This is a genomic window from Enterobacter sp. Tr-810 (assembly GCF_011752765.1).
Classification (GTDB): Bacteria; Pseudomonadota; Gammaproteobacteria; order Enterobacterales; family Enterobacteriaceae; genus Enterobacter; species Enterobacter soli.
Map to the genome: position 1 here is coordinate 1289404 of NZ_VWWW01000001.1, position 17744 is coordinate 1307147.

At 59.3% G+C, this 17744-nt stretch carries 15 protein-coding genes; 4 read left to right on the forward strand and 11 right to left on the reverse strand.

Annotated features, from left to right (window positions below):
• Positions 1-25 precede the first annotated feature (25 nt).
• The gene (locus F3J30_RS06060) at positions 26-1198 is read left to right on the forward strand and encodes an MFS transporter (protein ID WP_166716602.1); all 1173 of its coding nucleotides are present in this window, start codon (positions 26-28) and stop codon (positions 1196-1198) included.
• Here F3J30_RS06060 and F3J30_RS06065 read toward each other — a convergent pair.
• Positions 1195-1920: an SDR family oxidoreductase gene (locus F3J30_RS06065; RefSeq protein WP_166716604.1), complete on the reverse strand. Its 726-nt coding sequence runs from the start codon at positions 1918-1920 to the stop codon at positions 1195-1197. The two genes, F3J30_RS06060 and F3J30_RS06065, sit on opposite strands and share 4 nt — an antisense overlap.
• A 216-nt stretch (positions 1921-2136) precedes the next feature.
• Here F3J30_RS06065 and F3J30_RS06070 point away from each other — a divergent pair, with 216 nt between their 5' ends.
• Together F3J30_RS06070 and F3J30_RS06075 are read left to right on the forward strand one after the other, a co-directional pair.
• On the forward strand, positions 2137-2598 hold the full coding sequence (locus F3J30_RS06070; RefSeq protein WP_166716606.1) for a DUF6130 family protein: 462 nt from the start codon (positions 2137-2139) through the stop codon (positions 2596-2598).
• A 10-nt stretch (positions 2599-2608) separates the two neighbouring features.
• Positions 2609-3352 carry an alpha/beta hydrolase gene (locus F3J30_RS06075; protein WP_166716608.1) on the forward strand — a complete coding sequence of 248 codons (744 nt, stop codon included), beginning with the start codon at positions 2609-2611 and terminating at the stop codon, positions 3350-3352.
• A gap of 54 nt (positions 3353-3406) precedes the next feature.
• Here F3J30_RS06075 and iolB read toward each other — a convergent pair whose 3' ends face one another.
• The 10 genes from iolB to F3J30_RS06125 all read right to left on the reverse strand — a co-directional run bounded on the left by iolB (position 3407) and on the right by F3J30_RS06125 (position 16575).
• Positions 3407-4231: a 5-deoxy-glucuronate isomerase gene (iolB, locus tag F3J30_RS06080; RefSeq protein ID WP_166716610.1), complete on the reverse strand. Its 825-nt coding sequence runs from the start codon at positions 4229-4231 to the stop codon at positions 3407-3409.
• Between the two features lie 9 nt (positions 4232-4240).
• Positions 4241-5131, reverse strand: a complete 891-nt coding sequence (iolE, locus tag F3J30_RS06085; protein ID WP_166716612.1) for a myo-inosose-2 dehydratase — start codon at positions 5129-5131, stop codon at positions 4241-4243.
• Positions 5132-5142: 11 nt separating this feature from the next.
• Positions 5143-7047 (reverse strand): 5-dehydro-2-deoxygluconokinase, encoded by a 1905-nt coding sequence (gene iolC / locus F3J30_RS06090; RefSeq protein ID WP_166716615.1) that lies wholly within the window; start codon positions 7045-7047, stop codon positions 5143-5145.
• A gap of 12 nt (positions 7048-7059) precedes the next feature.
• The gene (locus F3J30_RS06095) at positions 7060-8193 is read right to left on the reverse strand and encodes a Gfo/Idh/MocA family oxidoreductase (protein WP_166716701.1); all 1134 of its coding nucleotides are present in this window, start codon (positions 8191-8193) and stop codon (positions 7060-7062) included.
• 8 nt (positions 8194-8201) lie between these two features.
• Positions 8202-9230 (reverse strand): ABC transporter permease, encoded by a 1029-nt coding sequence (locus tag F3J30_RS06100; RefSeq protein WP_014071313.1) that lies wholly within the window; start codon positions 9228-9230, stop codon positions 8202-8204.
• A gap of 11 nt (positions 9231-9241) precedes the next feature.
• Positions 9242-10789, reverse strand: a complete 1548-nt coding sequence (locus F3J30_RS06105) for a sugar ABC transporter ATP-binding protein (protein WP_166716617.1) — start codon at positions 10787-10789, stop codon at positions 9242-9244.
• 50 nt (positions 10790-10839) lie between these two features.
• Complete coding sequence (locus F3J30_RS06110) at positions 10840-11769, reverse strand: substrate-binding domain-containing protein (protein ID WP_166716619.1); 930 nt, start codon at positions 11767-11769, stop codon at positions 10840-10842.
• A gap of 31 nt (positions 11770-11800) precedes the next feature.
• Positions 11801-12787 carry an inositol 2-dehydrogenase gene (iolG, locus tag F3J30_RS06115; RefSeq protein ID WP_166716622.1) on the reverse strand — a complete coding sequence of 329 codons (987 nt, stop codon included), beginning with the start codon at positions 12785-12787 and terminating at the stop codon, positions 11801-11803.
• Between the two features lie 345 nt (positions 12788-13132).
• A complete protein-coding gene (iolD, locus tag F3J30_RS06120) occupies positions 13133-15058 on the reverse strand; it encodes a 3D-(3,5/4)-trihydroxycyclohexane-1,2-dione acylhydrolase (decyclizing) (RefSeq protein ID WP_166716624.1) in 1926 nt (641 codons plus the stop codon).
• Positions 15059-15069: 11 nt separating this feature from the next.
• Positions 15070-16575 (reverse strand): CoA-acylating methylmalonate-semialdehyde dehydrogenase, encoded by a 1506-nt coding sequence (locus F3J30_RS06125; RefSeq protein ID WP_166716626.1) that lies wholly within the window; start codon positions 16573-16575, stop codon positions 15070-15072.
• 292 nt (positions 16576-16867) lie between these two features.
• Here F3J30_RS06125 and F3J30_RS06130 point away from each other — a divergent pair, with 292 nt between their 5' ends.
• On the forward strand, positions 16868-17698 hold the full coding sequence (locus F3J30_RS06130; protein ID WP_014071319.1) for a MurR/RpiR family transcriptional regulator: 831 nt from the start codon (positions 16868-16870) through the stop codon (positions 17696-17698).
• Positions 17699-17744 lie beyond the last annotated feature (46 nt).

Consider the following 17744-nt stretch of genomic DNA (forward strand, 5'->3'; position numbering starts at 1 on the left):
AACTGCATTAACGGAATGAAAAATAATGGAAACACCTGCTCTGCCCCGACGCCTCTCTCTGACTGCCGGTTGTAATCAGCTCATCAACTGGGGCATCTCTTTTTATATGCCGGGCACCTTTGCACAGGCGATTGCCCGCGACCGGGGATGGTCATCGCCGGAAATCTATCTTGGTCTGACTCTCGCCATGCTGATGATGGCCGCCGTCTCCCCTTTTGTCGCCCGCTTGCTGGCGCGCTTTGGCGGGCAACGGGTGGTGATGAGCGGGACTTTACTGATTGCCGCAAGCTGTGTGGCAATGACCTATACCTCTACGCTCGCGAGCTGGTATGCCGTCTGGCTCATCACCGGCATCGGAATGCGGCTCTCGCTGTATGACGCGCTTTTCGCCTCTCTGGTAAACCTCTACGGTCAGCAGGCCCGGCGCACGATTTCCCGCGTGACGCTGGCCGGTGGCCTGGCATCCGCGGTATTTTGGCCCCTGGGCGATGCGCTGCTCAGGGTGATGCGCTGGCAGGATGCGCTGCTGATCTATGCTCTTTTTGGCCTACTGAGTGCTGTGCTTATCTGCCAGTTGCCTCACCACAAGCCTCTGGTCACTGCAAAAGCCAAAGCCTCTGTACCGGAAGATGACCCGAATAACGGATGGCTGTATGCGACATTTATCGCTCTTATCACCTTTGTCTCTAACGGTACGTCGACACATCTGCCGGAATTTATCGCCAGCTTTGGCCTGCCGGTGGGTATCGGGATGCTGTGGGGATTTGGTCAAACCGGTGCACGGCTGATGGAAGTACTGGCGGGTACGCGCCTGACAGCGCTCAGGCTGACGCTAATGACCTCGCTGGCCATGCCGCTCTGTTTTCTCGTTGGGTTGAGTGGGTCTACATTTGTGTGGTGCGCCGCCGGATTTGTGCTGGGGTATGGCGCGATAAACGGGCTGGTGACGATAGTCAAAGCAACGCTGCCGCTGGAGCTGTTCAATGCTGAAAGCTATGCCAGGCGCACCGGATTATTGCTTATCCCGGGTCAGTTGATGGCAGCGGCGTCACCCTTTGCTTATGCGTGGCTGAATAAAACGCTTGGAATAACAGGCGCGATGTGGGTTTCGTTAAGCCTGACGCTGGTGATTGCTGCACTGGCCATCACGCTCGTGAGAAAGCAACGTCGTCAGGGCGTCCCTGCCCTGAGCAGTTAAAGTACAAACCCGCCGTCAATCGTCAAACTCGCGCCCGTCATATAGCCAGATTCCTCGCTGGCAAGCCATATGGCAAGCGAGGCGATCTCCTCCGGTTGCCCAATGCGTTGCAACGGGATCTGCGCGGTAATCTGCTCCACCATTGCGGCGGTCATGTCCGTCGCAATGGGACCTGGCTGGATGTTATTGATGGTTATCCGTCTGGGTGCCAAATCCAGCGCCAGGTTCTGCACCATTGCGGCCACCGCCGCTTTGCTCATGGCGTATACGCTGCTTCCCGCATGTCCCGTGCGCACTGCGGTATTGCTGCCAATGGTGATTATTCTCCCCCCGTCCGTCATACGTTTAACTGCCGCCTGAACAGACAGGAAAACACCGCGTACATTAACTGCTAGCGTGGCATCGAGGTCGTCCAGCTGAAAATCCTCAATTCTGCCCAGACGAAGCACGCCCGCATTCACCACCGCGATGTCCAGCCTTCCGTAATGATGAAGTGTGGCATCAACGGCCGATTGAATGGCGGCAGGATCCGCGCTATCGGCTCTGATGGCCAGCGCCTGTCCACCTGCGTTTTTGACAGACGTTACAAGCGTCTCTGCCCGGTCTGGTCGGGAAACCCAGGTGATTGCAATGCGGTACCCTTCCCGTGCCAGCCGTGCGGCAATGGCCGCGCCAATTCCGCGAGCACCGCCAAAAATCAAAGCGACTTTCTCGTTGTTCATGATGTTCTCTCCGGTTTATGTCAGCCCCATAAAAGGTGCCACTGAAGACACCATGCCAGTAGTTCCGCGGCGGTGCATGAGCCAACTGTATCGCACTGTATCTCACCGCCCAGGCTTACGCGGCGATACAAAAAACCCATGAAGACAAACAGGCCTGATACATAAAAGTGGTCTTCTGTGTCTGTCGTCAGTTTTTACATTCACAGGAGACACTGGATGAAATATCACTATCTGTTACTCCCCTTTATCGCGCTCACCTCCCCTGGCTGGGCTGGCCCATTAGATGGCCTCAGCGCTGCTGAGGTGAACGGCCCGGCGGCAGTTGCGCCACTATCGCAGCCACAACCGCCGGCAAAGCTGATTGTCGACCCGCCGCTTGCGGGCCCGCTGAGCAAAGGCGCGGTGTTTATTCAATACCGGGTCGAAAACCTGCGTATCGAGCCGGTATTCGGCCCGGAAGCGCTAAAGGTCACGCCGCGTATTGGCCATATTCACGTCGTCGTGGATGACGCGCCATGGCACTGGGCGGACACCAGCAGTGAGCCGGTGATCCTGGTTGGGCTACCCGCAGGTCAACATAAAGTGACCTTCATCCTCGCCGATCCGACGCATAAACCCATCGACCACAAAACCATCGTGTTCACCGTACCGCCACATGCGGCAATTCATCACTTTTAAGGGGCTGAAAATGAAAACATTGTCGATCTTAACCGCTGGCCTGCTGGCGCTTTCTGCCAGCGCATTTGCTGAAACCCAAACCAGCGTGGTGCTGGTTCATGGCGCCTTTGCCGATGGCAGTAGCTGGAATAAGGTCATTAGCCAGTTGCAAAAACAGCACACGGAGGTCATTGCCGTGCAGCTACCGTTAACGTCGCTGAAAGATGACGTGGCCGCCACACAGCGTGCCATTGCTCGTGCACAGGGTAATGTGGTGCTGGTCGGCCACTCCTGGGGCGGGACGGTGATTAGCGAAGCGGGCAATGATGCACGGGTAAAATCGTTGGTTTACGTGGCGGCATTCGCGCCGGATTCCGGTCAGTCTACGGCGGATCTTACAGGAAGCTTCCCCGCGCCGCCGGGCAGCGCGGGCATTGCTAAAACAGCGGACGGCTACTTATACCTGCCGACAGGAGCCGTCAGGAAGGACTTCGCGCCTGACGTGAAGCCAGCCATTCAAGATACGATTGCAGCCACACAGGGGCCAATTAAGGCCGAGGCATTTGGTGAAAAAGTTGCCCACGCGGCGTGGCATGACAAACCGAGTTGGTTTGTGGTCAGCAAGAATGACCGTATGATCAACCCCGATCTTGAACGTGCTATGGCGAAAGCGCTCCACGCAAAAACCACCGAGGTGGCGGCCAGCCACGTGTCGATGGTGAGCCAGCCGGACGCCATCGCCCGCACGATTGAGCAGGCGATTGAAGCAAAGTAATTTTTTGCGAATTGTAGGCCGGGTAAGCGCAGCGCCACCCGGCAAAAAACAGCCTCAGCGCCCGCCATCCGCGGGATAATCGCGATTAATCCACGCGTGGTCATCTTCCCAGGTGAACATCCATTTACGCACCGGCCCGGCCATCACGTTGAGATAATAGCTGTCATACCCGGCCATCGTCGCCACCGGGTGATAGCCCTTCGGCACCATGACCACATCCCGGTTGTAGACTGCCATACACTCATCCAGCGACCGGTCGTCAGTATAGACACGCTGCATACAAAACCCCTGCTCCGGGTTGAGACGATGGTAGTACGTCTCCTCCAGATAGGTTTCGTCTGGCGGGTTATCCGTGTCGTGCTTATGGCTCGGGTACGAGCTGGTGCAACCTTCGTTGGTCCAGACCTCCACTACCAGCAGGCTGTCGGCCGGTTTATCTTCCGGAAGAATGTTGTGCACGTAGCGCTGGTTATGCCCCTTGCCGCGCGCTTCACCGTCGATATCCTGCGGGGCAATCAGCCGCGTCGGGTACGTGCCTTTACCAGGGGCGGCGCAGACCGCCAGCTCCAGCTTCGTCAGCGCCTTCACCTGCACCGCCTCCTGCGGGGTGACGTAAACCGCCCACGGCTTGATACGCTCGAACGGGCTCATCCGCTCGCCAATGTCGTTAAACTGCGCGGAAGGCGTGCTGATGGAAGCGCGTCCGGCCACCAGCACCAGACAGCGCTCTTCGCTGACGGCGGGCAGCGTCAACTGCTGCCCCTCCTGTAGCTCATACGCCTCAAAGCCGACATACCCCCAGCCTGCGCTTTCCGGCGTGACGGACTGCGTGCGCCCCTCGCCGTTCGGCTGTTGCCAGCGTGATAACAGACGTGACATGTCACCTCCTCAAATAAGTCCGGCGTCGCGCGCCAGACGGCTCAGATTGTTATACCCCAGACGGGCGTAAGTCAGCGGATGGGCAATCGCCGGATCCTGCTCTGCCTCAACGACCAGCCAGCCATGATAATCCTGTGTTTTCAGGAGGCGCATGATCGGTGGGTAATCTACGCAACCGTCGCCCGGCACGGTAAACACGCCGCTCAGCACCGCATCGAGGAAGCTGGTTTTACGGTTTTTCACATCCGCCAGCACGTCGGCACGCACGTCTTTGCAGTGAACATGATTGATACGCGACGCCCAGCGCTGCGCGACCGCCAGCGGATCGGCCCCGGCAAAGGTCAGATGGCCGGTATCCAACAGTAACCCCACCGCGTCGCCGGTATGGGTCATCAGGTTGTCCACGTCTTCGGCAGACTCAATGACCGTGCCCATATGGTGATGATAAGCAATTTGCACACCCTGTTGCTGTGTATAACGGGCAAATTCGGTGAGCTTCTCGCCATACTCTTTCCAGCGCTCCTGCGGGAAACGCGGGCGCAGATGTACCGGAGTCTGCTGCTCGCCGTGAATGCAGCCGCTCACTTCCGCAAAGACCAGCACCTTCGCCCCCAGCTCGCGCAGCAGCGTCAGGTGGGACTGAACGGCGGCGATCTCTTCCTCCACGCTGCGCTCCAGCAGGCGGCCAGAGTACCAGCCGGAAACCAGTTGCAGGTCGTGGCGCTGCAAAATGGGGCCGAGCAGGCGCGCTTCGCGCGGGAATTTATTGCCCAGCTCAAAACCGGCAAAACCGGCCTCTTTACCTTCGCTCAGGCAAGTCTCCAGCGATGTCTCCGCACCGAGGGAAGGCAGATCGTCGTTAGTCCATGTCAGAGGGTTAATGCCCAGTTGTACACTCATTGTCGTCTCCATTATGCGTGTCCGCGCTCGCGCCACCAGGCGATAAGCTGTAGGTAGTTGTCCCGAATGCGCGCCACCAGCTGCGCATCGTCAATATCGTGTTTCAGCCACGCGCGGGAGGCATCGCCAAACAGAGTGCGTCCCACGGCGAAGCCTTTCACCAGCGCCTGCCCCGAGGCGGCTTTGAAGTCGGCGCGCAGCTGTTCTGCCGGGGCGTCCAGACCCAGGATCACCACCCCATGGCAGTGCGGGTCACGGCGTTTGATGATTTCACTCAGCGCCGTCCAGCCCTCGGATGAGAGCGGCGGCAGTTTCCACCAGTCGGGGTAAATGCCGAGATTGTAGAAACGGGAGATTGCACGCAGGTAAAGTTCATCGCTGCGCGGCATGGTCGCAGGCAATATCACCTCCAGCAGCAGCTCATGCCCGGACTGGCAGCAGGCGTGGTAAACCTCGGCGATTTTCTGCTCCTGCTCCAGGCGCAGGCCGTGGGCATCTTCCGGATGGAAAAAGACCAGGCATTTCACCACATGCTCCTGTGGCCAGCTGATAAGCTGGGTGCCGATGTTGCCGTGCTCCATCTCCAGCGGACGCGAGCCCGGCAGCTCAATGGGGCGACCAATCCACCAGCCTTCGCCGGTTATCGCGTTCAGCGCGTCCTGGCCAAAGGTGCCGTCGCACAGCAGACCGGCTTTGCCCTCCAGCCCGGCGCGGCTCGCCGCCTCACGGCTGGCTTGCAGGATCAGCTGCTTCAGCGCCGGAATGCGCTTGAGCGACGCACCGCACTGCATCGCCATCTCTTCCAGCTGGCTGCGGTGGTCGAAGGCCATCACGCACAGCTCCGGCCATTCGCGGCGGCGGGTGGTGACGCGATGAAGATGGTTAAGATGCGGGTCAAGATCCGGGCGCGGTACGAGCGCAGCACGGGAGAGATAATCATCCAGCTCAATTTTGCTCGGCATCGCCGGAGCACAGCCGTGGCGCGAGACCACCAGCGCGCCGCAGGCGTTGGCATAGCGGCACGCCTGCTCCCAGCCCTCGTCATTCAGGTAGCCTCGCAGCAGACCGGACATAAACGCGTCCCCCGCACCGAGAACGTTCAGCACCTCCACGCGCACGCCGGTCACCGTCAGGCCATCGTCCAGTCGTTGCGGAATGGTATCGGGATAGACCGAACAGCCGAGCGCACCACGTTTGCAGACCAGCGTGGCCTGGCTCACGCCACGCACCTGCTCCAGCGCCCGTAGGGTATCCGTGCTGCCACCCGCAATATGGAACTCCTCTTCGGTGCCGACAATGACATCAAAGAGATGCAGCACCTCCTGCAATTCGCGGGTGACCTTATCGGCGGCGATAAAGCGCGTTTCGCCATCGCCTAAGGAGGTTAGCCCCCACAGCACCGGACGATAGTCGATATCCAGCACCGTGCGCACGCCGTGGCGACGGGCATAGCCTAGCGCCGTCAACACCGCCTCGCGGGTCTGTGGGTGAGAAAGGTGAGTCCCGGTGATGGCAAGACACCGTGCGGAGGCAATGTAGCTTTCGTTCACATCGCTGGCGGTAATCGCCATATCCGCGCAGTTATCGCGATAAAAAATCAGAGGAAAGGTGTCCCGGTCTTTAATGCCGAGTAGCACCAGCGCCGTGAGGCGGTCTTTATCGGTTATCAGATGGCTGGTATCGCAGCCCACCTGGTTTAACTCTTCGCGCAGGAAGCGCCCCATATGTTCATCGCCAACCCGCGCCAGCATCGACGAGCGTAACCCCTGACGCGCAGTGCCGTACGCCACGTTACCGGACGAACCACCGAGATATTTGGCGAAGCTCGACACATCTTCCAGACGGGCACCAATCTGCTGACTGTAGAGGTCTACCGCCACGCGGCCCATGCATATCACATCAAACTGCTTTTCCACGTTGATACCTCATCAGACAATGTCGTTCACGTTCAGCCAGCGGCCCTGTAGATGCGAGAGGGCAATCGCGTCCAGCACGCGAGACACCTTCCAGCCCTCTTCGAAGTCCGGCCACATCGGCACGTCGGCGGCAATCCCGTCTACCAGGTCGCGCACCTCCACCGTTTTTTGGTCGTTAAAGCCAATCCCGTGGCCTGCGCCCATGCAGAACGCGGCGTAGTCCGGGTGTGCCGGGCCAACGAGTAGCGTGCGGAACCCCTGGCGATTCACCGGATCGTCATGCAGATAGAGCTTCAGCTCGGCCATGCGCTCCTGGGTGAAACTGATGGCGCCTTTCGTCCCGGTGATGACATACGACAGCCCCATCTTACGGCCGCAGGCGACGCGTGAAGTTTCAATGACCCCTTGCGCACCTCCCACAAAACGCACCATCGTGTGGGCCTGATCCTCGTTTTCAACGGCAATCATCTCCGACGAACCGGCCTTCGCCGGGCGTTCCGGGACGACAATCTTCAGGTCGCCGCATACCTGTTCAATATCCCCCACCAGGTACTGCGCCATATTGACGATATGCGCCGCGAGGTCGCCCAGCGCCCCCAGCCCGGCGGTCTCTTTAAAGCAGTGCCAGTGGATCGGAGAGAGCGGGTCGGCCATATAATCTTCGTTGTGGGTGCCGTAGAAATGGATCACCTCACCAATCTCGCCGCGCGCAATAATCTCTTTCGCCAGCTGCGCTGTCGGGTTTTTCATGTAGTTGAACCCCACCAGGGTTTTCACCCCTGCCCGCTTCGCGGCGTCGACCATCTCACGCGCATCGTGGGCGTTAAGCGCCAGCGGCTTCTCCGAGTAAACGTGCTTGCCGTGGCGGATCGCCTCCAGCGCCATCTCTTTATGCAGATGGTTAGGCGAACAAATATCCACCACATCAATGACCGGGTCGGCCACCAGCGCCCGCCAGTCCCCGGTTGAGCGGTTGAAGCCAAACGCCTGCGCCCGCTCTGCCGCCAGCGTCGGGTTCACTTCGGCCACCATCTCGCGCACCAGTTTGCCGCGCAGGTTGAATACCGTCGGGGCCTGGGCATAGGCGATGGCATGTGCCTTGCCGATATACCCGGTGCCAATCAATCCAATACGAACCTCTTTCATCATGATCCTCACAGTGCGCCGCGACGGCTCTTGGCGTAGGTATCAAACGCCACCGCCAGAACGATAATTAATCCGGTGATAATTTGCTGGTAGTAGGCCGAGACGTTCATCAGCACCAGGCCGTTAATCAGAATGCCCATGATGATGGAGCCGATAATGGTGCCGCCGATGCGTCCATAACCCCCCATCAACGAGGTGCCGCCAATCACCACCGAAGCGATGACGCGCAGCTCAAAGGAGATCCCGGCGACCGCCTCGGCGCTTCCCAGACGTGCGCTCAGAATGAAGCCCGCCAGCCCCGCCAGACAGCCAATCAACACATACACGCTGACCAGTACACGCTTGACGTTCACCCCCGCCAGGCGTGCCGCCTCCGGGTTACCGCCAATGGCGTAGACGAAGCGACCCCAGCGGGTTTTATGCAGTGCCAGATAACCGCCGATGGCAACGATGGCGAAGATCCAGATAGGAATGGAGATGCCGAGTAGCTCCCCGCGTCCCCACCAGCGGTAGCCAGGATCGAAACCGGCAATAGGTGCGCCGTCGTTAATCACCAGCGTCAGGCCGCGCCAGATGGTCATCCCGCCGAGGGTAACGATGAACGGCGGCAGGCGCAGGCGAGTCACGCCCAGACCGTGCAGGAAGCCAATCGCCGTGCCCATTGCCAGACAAATCCCCAGCCCAATCAGCCAGCTCATGCCGCCCCAGGCGTTCGGGTCGACGGTGGTGAAGTTGTCGCCCTTAATCACGTACGCCGCGGTCATGGCGCACACCGCCAGAATGGAGCCTACGGAGAGGTCGATCCCGGCGGTCAGGATGACGAAGGTCATCCCCACGGCCATGATCCCGTAGATAGAGACTTCGGTCAGGATGTTGAAAATATTGCGTTCAGAGAAAAAATTGCTGTTCTGCGACTGGAAGAAAATCAGCAGCAGGATCATGAAAATCAGTACCCCGAAGCGCTCGAAGAAGGCGATGGGATCGATGCGACCGGCACGTTTAGCCGGGGCCTGCGTTTTAGAAATCATCTGCGTCATGAGAAACTCCGTTATGCCGCGTTCAGGGCGTTGTGGTTGATGGCCATCATCGTCATCAGCCGTTCTTCGTTAGCGTCGTCACCGTGGATCTCGCCGGTCACCCGACCTTCACTGAGCGTGATGATCCGGTCAGACACCGCCATCACTTCAGGCAGATCGGAGGAGATCACGATCACCGCCACGTCCTTTTTCGCCATGTCAAACAGCACCTGGTGCACTTCTGATTTGGTCCCTACGTCGATGCCGCGCGTCGGTTCATCAACGATCAGCACCCGCGGATTGAGCGCCATGCAGCGCGCGAGGATCACTTTTTGCTGGTTGCCGCCGGAGAGCTTGCGCACCTCCTGCTCGCTGTTGACCATTTTGATCTGTAGCGCTTTGCGGTATGACTCGATCAGGTCGTCCTCTTTGCGGGTGTTCACGAACCAGCGCCATTGCAGGAGCGACGAAAGGCAGGAGAGCGACAGGTTGTCGCGAATCGACAGCCCCAGCACCGCCCCCTCTTTTTTGCGGTCTTCCGGTACCAGCGCCACGCCCTGATCAAGGGCATAAAGCGGGTCGCGCGGCTGATACGGCACGCCGTCCAGCTCAAAGCTGCCCGAGGTAAAGGCGTCTGCGCCAAACAGGCAGCGCGCCACTTCGGTACGCCCTGCGCCCACCAGCCCGGCAATGCCTAAGACTTCCCCGGCGTGGACGTGGAAGCTGATGTCGTGCAAGGCAATGCCGTGCGGATCCAGCGGCGGTTTTTCGCGGCTCAGCCCCTTAACGGCCAGGCGGACGGGTTTGTCTTCATGATGGGTTTCGCTGGCCGGGCGGCGATTAAAGGCCACGTCGCGCCCGACCATCAGGCGGATCAGCTGTTCGACGTTGGTCTCTGCCACCGCGCCGGTACCGGTGAAACGGCCGTCCTGGAACACGGTGAAGCGATCGCAAAGCTGGAAAACTTCGTGCAGACGGTGGGTAACATAAATAATGCTCACGCCACGGTTTTTAAGCTCACGCACCACGCGGTGCAGGCTTTCCACCTCGCTGTCGCTCAGCGCGGCGGAAGGTTCGTCCATAATGATTAACCTGGCGTTGAGGGTCAGCGCCCGGGCGATCTCCACCATCTGTTGCTGGGCGACGCTCAGACGGGCGACAGGCGTGGTGGGGGCGACGTTCAGTTGCAGGTAATCGAGAATGACCTGCGCTTCCTGATTTACCGCCTTTTCGTCGACGATCAGGTTACGCCTGCGCGGCTCGCGCCCGAGAAACATATTTTCCGCGACGGTCATGTTGGGCAGCAGGTTAAATTCCTGATAGATGGTGATAATGCCTTTGTTCTGCCGCGCCACCGGGGAGTCGTCCACCGGCAGCGTTTCGCCGTTGAACCAGATATCGCCGCGCGTTTGCGGCTGCGCACCCGCGAGTGCTTTCAGCAGTGTGGATTTCCCTGCCCCGTTTTCCCCCAGCAGGGCGTGAATTTCGCCGCTGCCGACGGTCAGCTGAGCGCTGCTCAGAGCCCAGACGCCGGAAAAGCTTTTGGCCAGGTCGGTCACTTTCAGTAAGGGTTGCGACATCAGTCTGCTCCTCCTCATAAGGAGCCGCCGCTGGGGCGGCTCCGAATATGTTAGTTACCGGCCTCACCGATACGCTCAGCCTGCTGCAGGTTCTCTTTGGTGATCAGCGTCGGCGGGTAATCCGCACCGGTGATGGTTTTCTTCTCACGCACGCTGGCTACCAACTGGCTCATCGCCGTCTGCACCGCAAAGCCCGGACGCTGATCCGCCGTTACCGCCAGCCAGCCGTCGCGCACGCGGGCCAGCGCTTCAGGAACGGCATCAAAACCGGTGACCAGAATTTCACCCGGTTTCACGCCCTGGCTTTGCAGGGCTTCAATCGCCCCCAGCGCCATATCGTCGTTGGCGGAGAGGATCACCTGTGGACGTTTCGGCAGTGAAGGCAGGACGCTTTCAACAATGCGCATCCCTTCTGAACGCATCCAGTTGCCGGTCTGATCGGCGACGATCTTGTACTTATCCCCGCCCGCCTTCAGGCTGTCGCGGATCCCTTTGGTGCGTTCAATATTGGAGGAAGAGCCTGGCTGACCGGTGAGCAGAATAATGTCCGCGCCGTTGGGGAATTTGGTTTTGACGAAATCGCCAATCGCCTGGCCGCCCTTGTAGTTGTTGGCGCCAAAGTGCGGCACTTTCTTCTGGCTATCGACGGAGCGGTCCAGGGTGACCACCGGCAGCTTCGCATCCTGAATTTCATCCACCGCGCTGGAGACAGCGTTCACGTCGTTCGGGGAGACGATAAAACCCTGCGCCCCACGGGTGATGGCGTTTTCAAGGTCAGCTACCTGTTTCGGTGAGCTGCCCTGCCCGTCCAGAACCTGAAGCTTCACGCCCATCTCTTTTGCGGCTTTCACCGCCGTGCGCTGCATGTGAACTTCAAACGGCATGGCCAGGTTTGGCGTACTGAAAACAATTTGCTCGTTTTCGGCAAGGGCAGCCCCGGACGTCATGGCGATGAGGGCGGCTAAGATCAGTTTTTTCATTATTATGTCTCTCTGTGTAGGGTTGTTGTGTTTAGAGGACGATCTCGCGCTGGCTACGCAGCGATTCCAGCGCTTTATCCGCAAGGTACAGCGCACGTTCACCATCATCGCCGCTGCAATCAGGCACCGCTTCGCCGCGCAGGACCGCGACAAAGTGTTCCCATTCCGCGGCGTAAGCGGATTTGTAGCGTTGCAGGAAGAAGTGTTCCGGCAACGCGCTGGTGCAACCCTGTTGGCCGTAGTGCTGCACCTGGTTTTCAAGAATATTGCCCGCGCACAGCAGCCCTTCGGAGCCGTGCAGTTCAAGGCGCTGGTCATAGCCATAAGAGGAGCGGCGGCTGTTGACGATGGTGGCCATCGCGCCGGAGGCATATTTCAGAACGATAAACGCGGTATCGATATCCCCCGCCTCGCCAATCGCCGGATCCACCAGGTTGCTGCCCTGGGCATACACCGACACCGGCTCTTCACCCATGATGAAGCGCGCCATGTCAAAGTCGTGGATGGTCATATCGCAGAACATGCCGCCAGAGACGCGCACGTACTCCGCGGGCGGCGGGGAGGGATCGCGTGAGATAATCAGCAGTGACTCTGGTTTGCCGATGCGCCCGGCCTGGACGTCGGTTTTCACACGGCGGAACTGCGGGTCAAACCGACGGTTAAAGCCGATGAACAGCGGCACGTCGTACTCTTTGACCACTTTCAGGCAATCGCGCACGCGGGCGAGATCAAGATGTACCGGCTTTTCACAGAAGATGGCCTTGCCGTGGCGGGCGGCCATTTCAATCAGGTCCGCGTGGGTATCGGTCGCGGAAGCGATCAGCACGGCATGAACGTTAGGGTCAGTCATCGCTTCGTCAAGGCTCTGCTGACGGGCCTGATACTGCGTCGCGAGGCGGGTGGCAAATTCCTGATTCGGGTCAACCACGGACCAGAGCGTGGTCGCGCTGTGACTGGCGATGTTAGCTGCATGTACCTGGCCAATTCGGCCAGCGCCCAGTAAAGCAATGTTAAACATAACGGCTCCCGGTGTTGGTGAATGCTGTGAACTAACGACCCTATAAATAAAACATTTATTTCATTTTTATAAATAGTGAAAATTATGTTTTTGAGTGTGAGTTAACACTTTTGAGATGAATGAGATAAATTCTGTTATCAATCTCACAACATGGGAGGGAGGACATCTTCCCCTCACCCCGGCCCTCTCCCCAAAGGGGCGAGGGAGAAAAGACAGCCCTGAGCCGTCCCATCTCCCCAAGTGGGCCAGGGAGAAAAGGCCGCACCGAACTATCCCCTCTCCCCTTTGGGGAGAGGGTTAGGGTGAGGGGGAAATGAAATGAAAATTTCGTTACGGCGGGAAAACTTAATACTGACGGGCTTTTTTCACCTGCGCCTGCGTTTGCAGAGCGGCCTGGCGCACGGCAGATGACTCTGCCACCTGCGCATCGCCGGTTCGCCACCACGCGGCGTAATCGTGGGTCATGGTCTTCGGCAGCACTTTGATGTCCAGCAGCGTCGGGCCCGGATGCGCACGTGACGCCTCAAGCGCCGCCAGCAGGCTTTGCTCATCGTTTACCCGCCACGCGCGGCAGCCATAGCTTTCCGCGTTTTGCGCAAAATCGACCTTCACCAGCGGCCCGTCAAGCCGCCCGGTTTTTGGATTACGCTGGCGATTTTCCGTGCCAAAGCTGCCCATGCCGTGCCCCATTTGCAGATTGTTAATGCAGCCGAAGCTGGCGTTATCAAACAGCAATATGGTGACCTTAATCCCCTCCTGCACCGCGGTTTGCAGCTCGGAGTGCAGCATCATGTAGGAACCATCCCCCACCATGGCGTATACCGGCTGCTCGGGCCTGGCGAGCCTGGCGCCAATGGCGGCCGCAATCTCGTAGCCCATGCAGGAATAGCCGTACTCCAGGTGATAGCTGTCCGGCGTTTTGACCTGCCAGAGGCGCTGCAAATCTCCCGGCAGCGAACCGGCTGCACCCACCACGATGGCATTATCTTCAATATGCTGGTTAATCAGCCCCAGCACCCGCGTCTGGGTCAGGCGGGTATTAAGCGTCTCGCCGTATTCCGCCAGCTGCGCATCCAGGTGCCCCGCCACTTCGGGTATATCTGCCGGATGCCACTGGCGATCCCACAGACGGCGGCACTCATCGCGCCAGGCGGATTGCGCCAGGGCAATCTCTTCTCCCCAGCCGCTGCGGTAATTCCTGAGCGCATGGGTCAGCGCCTTCAGCCCGGTTTGGGCATCGGCAATTAGCGCGGTGGCGTCGAGCTTCAGGGCGTCAAATTCGGCCACGTTCAGCAGCAGAAATTCGACGTCAGGATGGGAAAAGAGCGCCTTGGAGCCGGTGGTAAAGTCGGTCAGGCGCGTACCGATGCCAATCACTAAATCCGCCTGCGGCGCAAGCTGGTTGGCAGCCATTCCGCCCGTCACACCCAACCCGCCCAGATTAAGTGGGTGGTCACTTACCAGCGCCCCCTTTCCGGCCTGGGTTTCGGCAAACGGCAGTTGTAACGTCTCGACAAATTCGCGAAATGCCTCATGCGCGCCGGAGTAACGTACGCCGCCGCCACACACCACCAGCGGACGACGCTTGCGGGCAATCAGCGCCTGCGCCTGCGCCAGACGCTGCGGGTCAGGCGGACGACGTTCGATGTGATGCACGCGACGCACGAAGAAGCTAAGGGGATAATCCCAGGCTTCGCCCTGCACGTCCTGCGGCAGGCAGATGGTCACCGCCCCGGTATTGGCGGGGTCAGTAAGCGTTCGCATCGCGCTTAACATTGCACTCATCAGCTGCTCCGGCCGGTTAATGCGGTCCCAGTAGCGGGAGACCGGGCGGAAGCAGTCGTTGGTGCTGATGCTGAGATCGTGATATTGCTCGATCTGCTGTAGCACCGGGTCAGGCTGGCGGCTGGCGTAGATATCACCGGGCAGCAGCAACAGCGGAATGCGGTTCGCCGTGGCGGTTGCCGCAGCGGTCACCATATTCGCGGCGCCCGGCCCGACGGACGAGGTGACGGCAAAAATACGCTGACGACGGTGCTGTTTGGCGAACCCCGTTGCCATATGGGCGATGCCCTGCTCGTTACACCCTTGCATCACGTGCAAATGGCCGGGGTTCTGCTCCAGCGCCTGGCCAATACCGAGCACATTGCCGTGCCCGAAGATTGTGGCGATGCCCTCCACAAAGGGCGTTTCGTCACCGTCCACGCTGACGTACTGTTGATTCAGGAACCGGACCAGCGCCTGGGCCATGGTCATACGTTCGGTTTGCATAAAACCTCCTGTCAGCCCAGCGTTGGCATGGAGAACGCAGCGCCTGTCTCCTGCTGCATTTCCGGCCAGCGCGCGGTGATGGTTTTCATTCGGGTGTAGAAACGCACGCCGTCGTTGCCGTGGACGTTGAGCGCGCCAAAAATCGAGCGCTTCCAGCCACCAAAACTGTGGAATGCCATCGGCACCGGGATCGGCACGTTGACCCCCACCATGCCCGCCTGCACCTCTTCGCAGAAGCGACGCGCGCAGCCGCCGTCACGGGTGAAGATCGCCGAGCCATTACCATATTCGTGGCGGTTAATCAGATCCACCGCGCTGGCGTAATCTGCTACACGCACCACAGAAAGCACCGGGCCGAAAATTTCTTCTTTATAGATGGTCATTTCCGGGGTGACGTTGTCGAACAGCGTCGGCCCGACGAAATAGCCCTGTTCGTGCCCTTTCACGCTGAAGCCGCGACCGTCCACGCGAAGTTTCGCCCCCTGCGCTTCCCCGCTGTCGATATAGCCCAGCACCTTGCTGCGATGCGCGGCAGAGATAAGCGGCCCCATTTCGTTTTCTGGCGACTGGTCCAGACCCGGCCCGACACGCAGCGCGGCAATCTGTTTTTCCAGCCTGGCGCAGAGGTCATCGGCAGTTTTATCGCCCACCGCCAGCACCACCGAGAGTGCCATGCAGCGTTCCCCCGCTGCGCCGAAGCCTGCGCCCATAATGGCGTTGGCCGCCATCTCCATATCCGCATCCGGCATTAAAATGCAGTGGTTTTTCGCGCCGCCCAGCGCCTGACAGCGCTTCCCGTGGGCAGACGCGGCCTGGTATATGTATTCGGCAATTGGCGTGGAGCCGACAAAGCTCACCGCCTGCACGCGCGGGTCGGTCAGGAGCACATCAACGGACTCTTTATCGCCCTGTACTACGTTGAAAACGCCGTCCGGCAGGCCAGCCTCTTTCAGCAATTGCGCCAGAGCGAGCGCGAGAGAAGGGTCTTTTTCCGACGGTTTCAGCACAAAGGTGTTGCCGGTCGCCAGTGCAATCGGGAACATCCACATCGGTACCATCGCCGGGAAGTTAAACGGCGTGATCCCGACGCAGACCCCGAGCGGCTGCATCAGCGAGTGGCTGTCGACGCCGGTGCCCACGTTCGCAGAGTGTTCACCCTTTTGCAGATGCGGGATGCCGCAGGCAAATTCCACCACCTCCAGGCCGCGGGTCAGTTCGCCCACCGCGTCGGAGAAGACCTTGCCGTGCTCTTCGCTGATGATGCGGGCCAGGCGCGTCATGTTCTCTTCCAGCAGCGCTTTGAAGCGGAACATCACACGCGCGCGCTTAAGCGGAGCCTGGCGCGCCCACGCCGGAAACGCCTGCTGCGCGGCGGCAATGGCCTGCCCGGTTTCCTGTGCCGTACTCATCACCACCTGGCGGATCTGCTCGCCAGTGGCCGGGTTGAAGATCGCCTGAACGCGCTGGCCTGAACCGGTGACACTTTCGCCGTGAATAAAATTCGCTACCGTCTCCATCCTTAACCTCTCGCTGTTGATACGTGACTGTTACCTGAACACTGTGTACAGAACACTATATATGAAACAAATATTCCATTTTAAGTTGAAATAAAATAAATGATGATTATTGTGATCAAGGATGGATTTTTATGTTAACAGCCAACAACACTGACGCAGCGTGCGCTATTAAGGCATTTCAGGCGAGGAAATGACTGAAGCTTCTGTTTCATTTTTGCTGCCAGATGGATGGCCGACATTTAAAAGACGCGGTTTTGCGTTTAGAATCATATGACTGTATTTGGGGGATAACATGACGACAGCAACCAGCCTGAACGAACTGCAGCAGCAAATCCGCGATCGCTACGATAGCCTGAGCAAGAGGCTGCAACAGGTCTCCCGCTATGTGCTGGATAACACTAACAGTGTGGCCTTTGATACGGTTGCCGTCATTGCCGAGCGTGCCGACGTGCCGCCATCGACGCTGATCCGCTTTGCCAACGCCTTTGACTTCACCGGGTTCAACGAAATGAAACAGCTGTTTCGTATGAACCTGGTGGAAGAAACCGCCAGCTACAGCGATCGCGCCCGGCTGTTCCGCGAAATGGAGAACGAGACCGTGCCGGAAACGCCGCTCGATATCCTGCAAGAGTTCGCCCGTTCAAATGCACAGGCGCTACAGCAGCTGGCCGCCCGCGCCGAGCCGGAGATGCTGGAGCGCGCCGTGCAGCTGCTGGCCGATGCCGACACCATCTACATCGCCGGTTTACGCCGCTCCTTTAGCGTCGCCGCTTATCTGACCTACGCCCTGAGCCACCTGGAGTGCCGCCCTATTCTGCTCGACGGCATGGGCGGGATGCTGCGCGAGCAGATCAGCCGCATTAAGGCGCGGGACATTGTGGTGTCGATCAGCTTCTCGCCGTACGCGGAAGAGACGGTGATGGTCAGCGAAACTGCTGCCAGCGTCGGCGCGCGGCAGATTGTGATTACGGATAGCCAGATTAGCCCGCTGGCGACATTTAGTGACCTCTGCTTCGTGGTGAAAGAGGCGCAGGTGGATGCGTTCCGGTCTCAGTCGGCGACGCTGTGCCTGGTGCAGTCGCTGGTGGTGGCGCTGGCGTATCGGTTGGGTGAAGGGAAGTAAGAAAGTGAGGAAATAAAAAACCCCCTGCACAGGCAGAGGGTTTTGG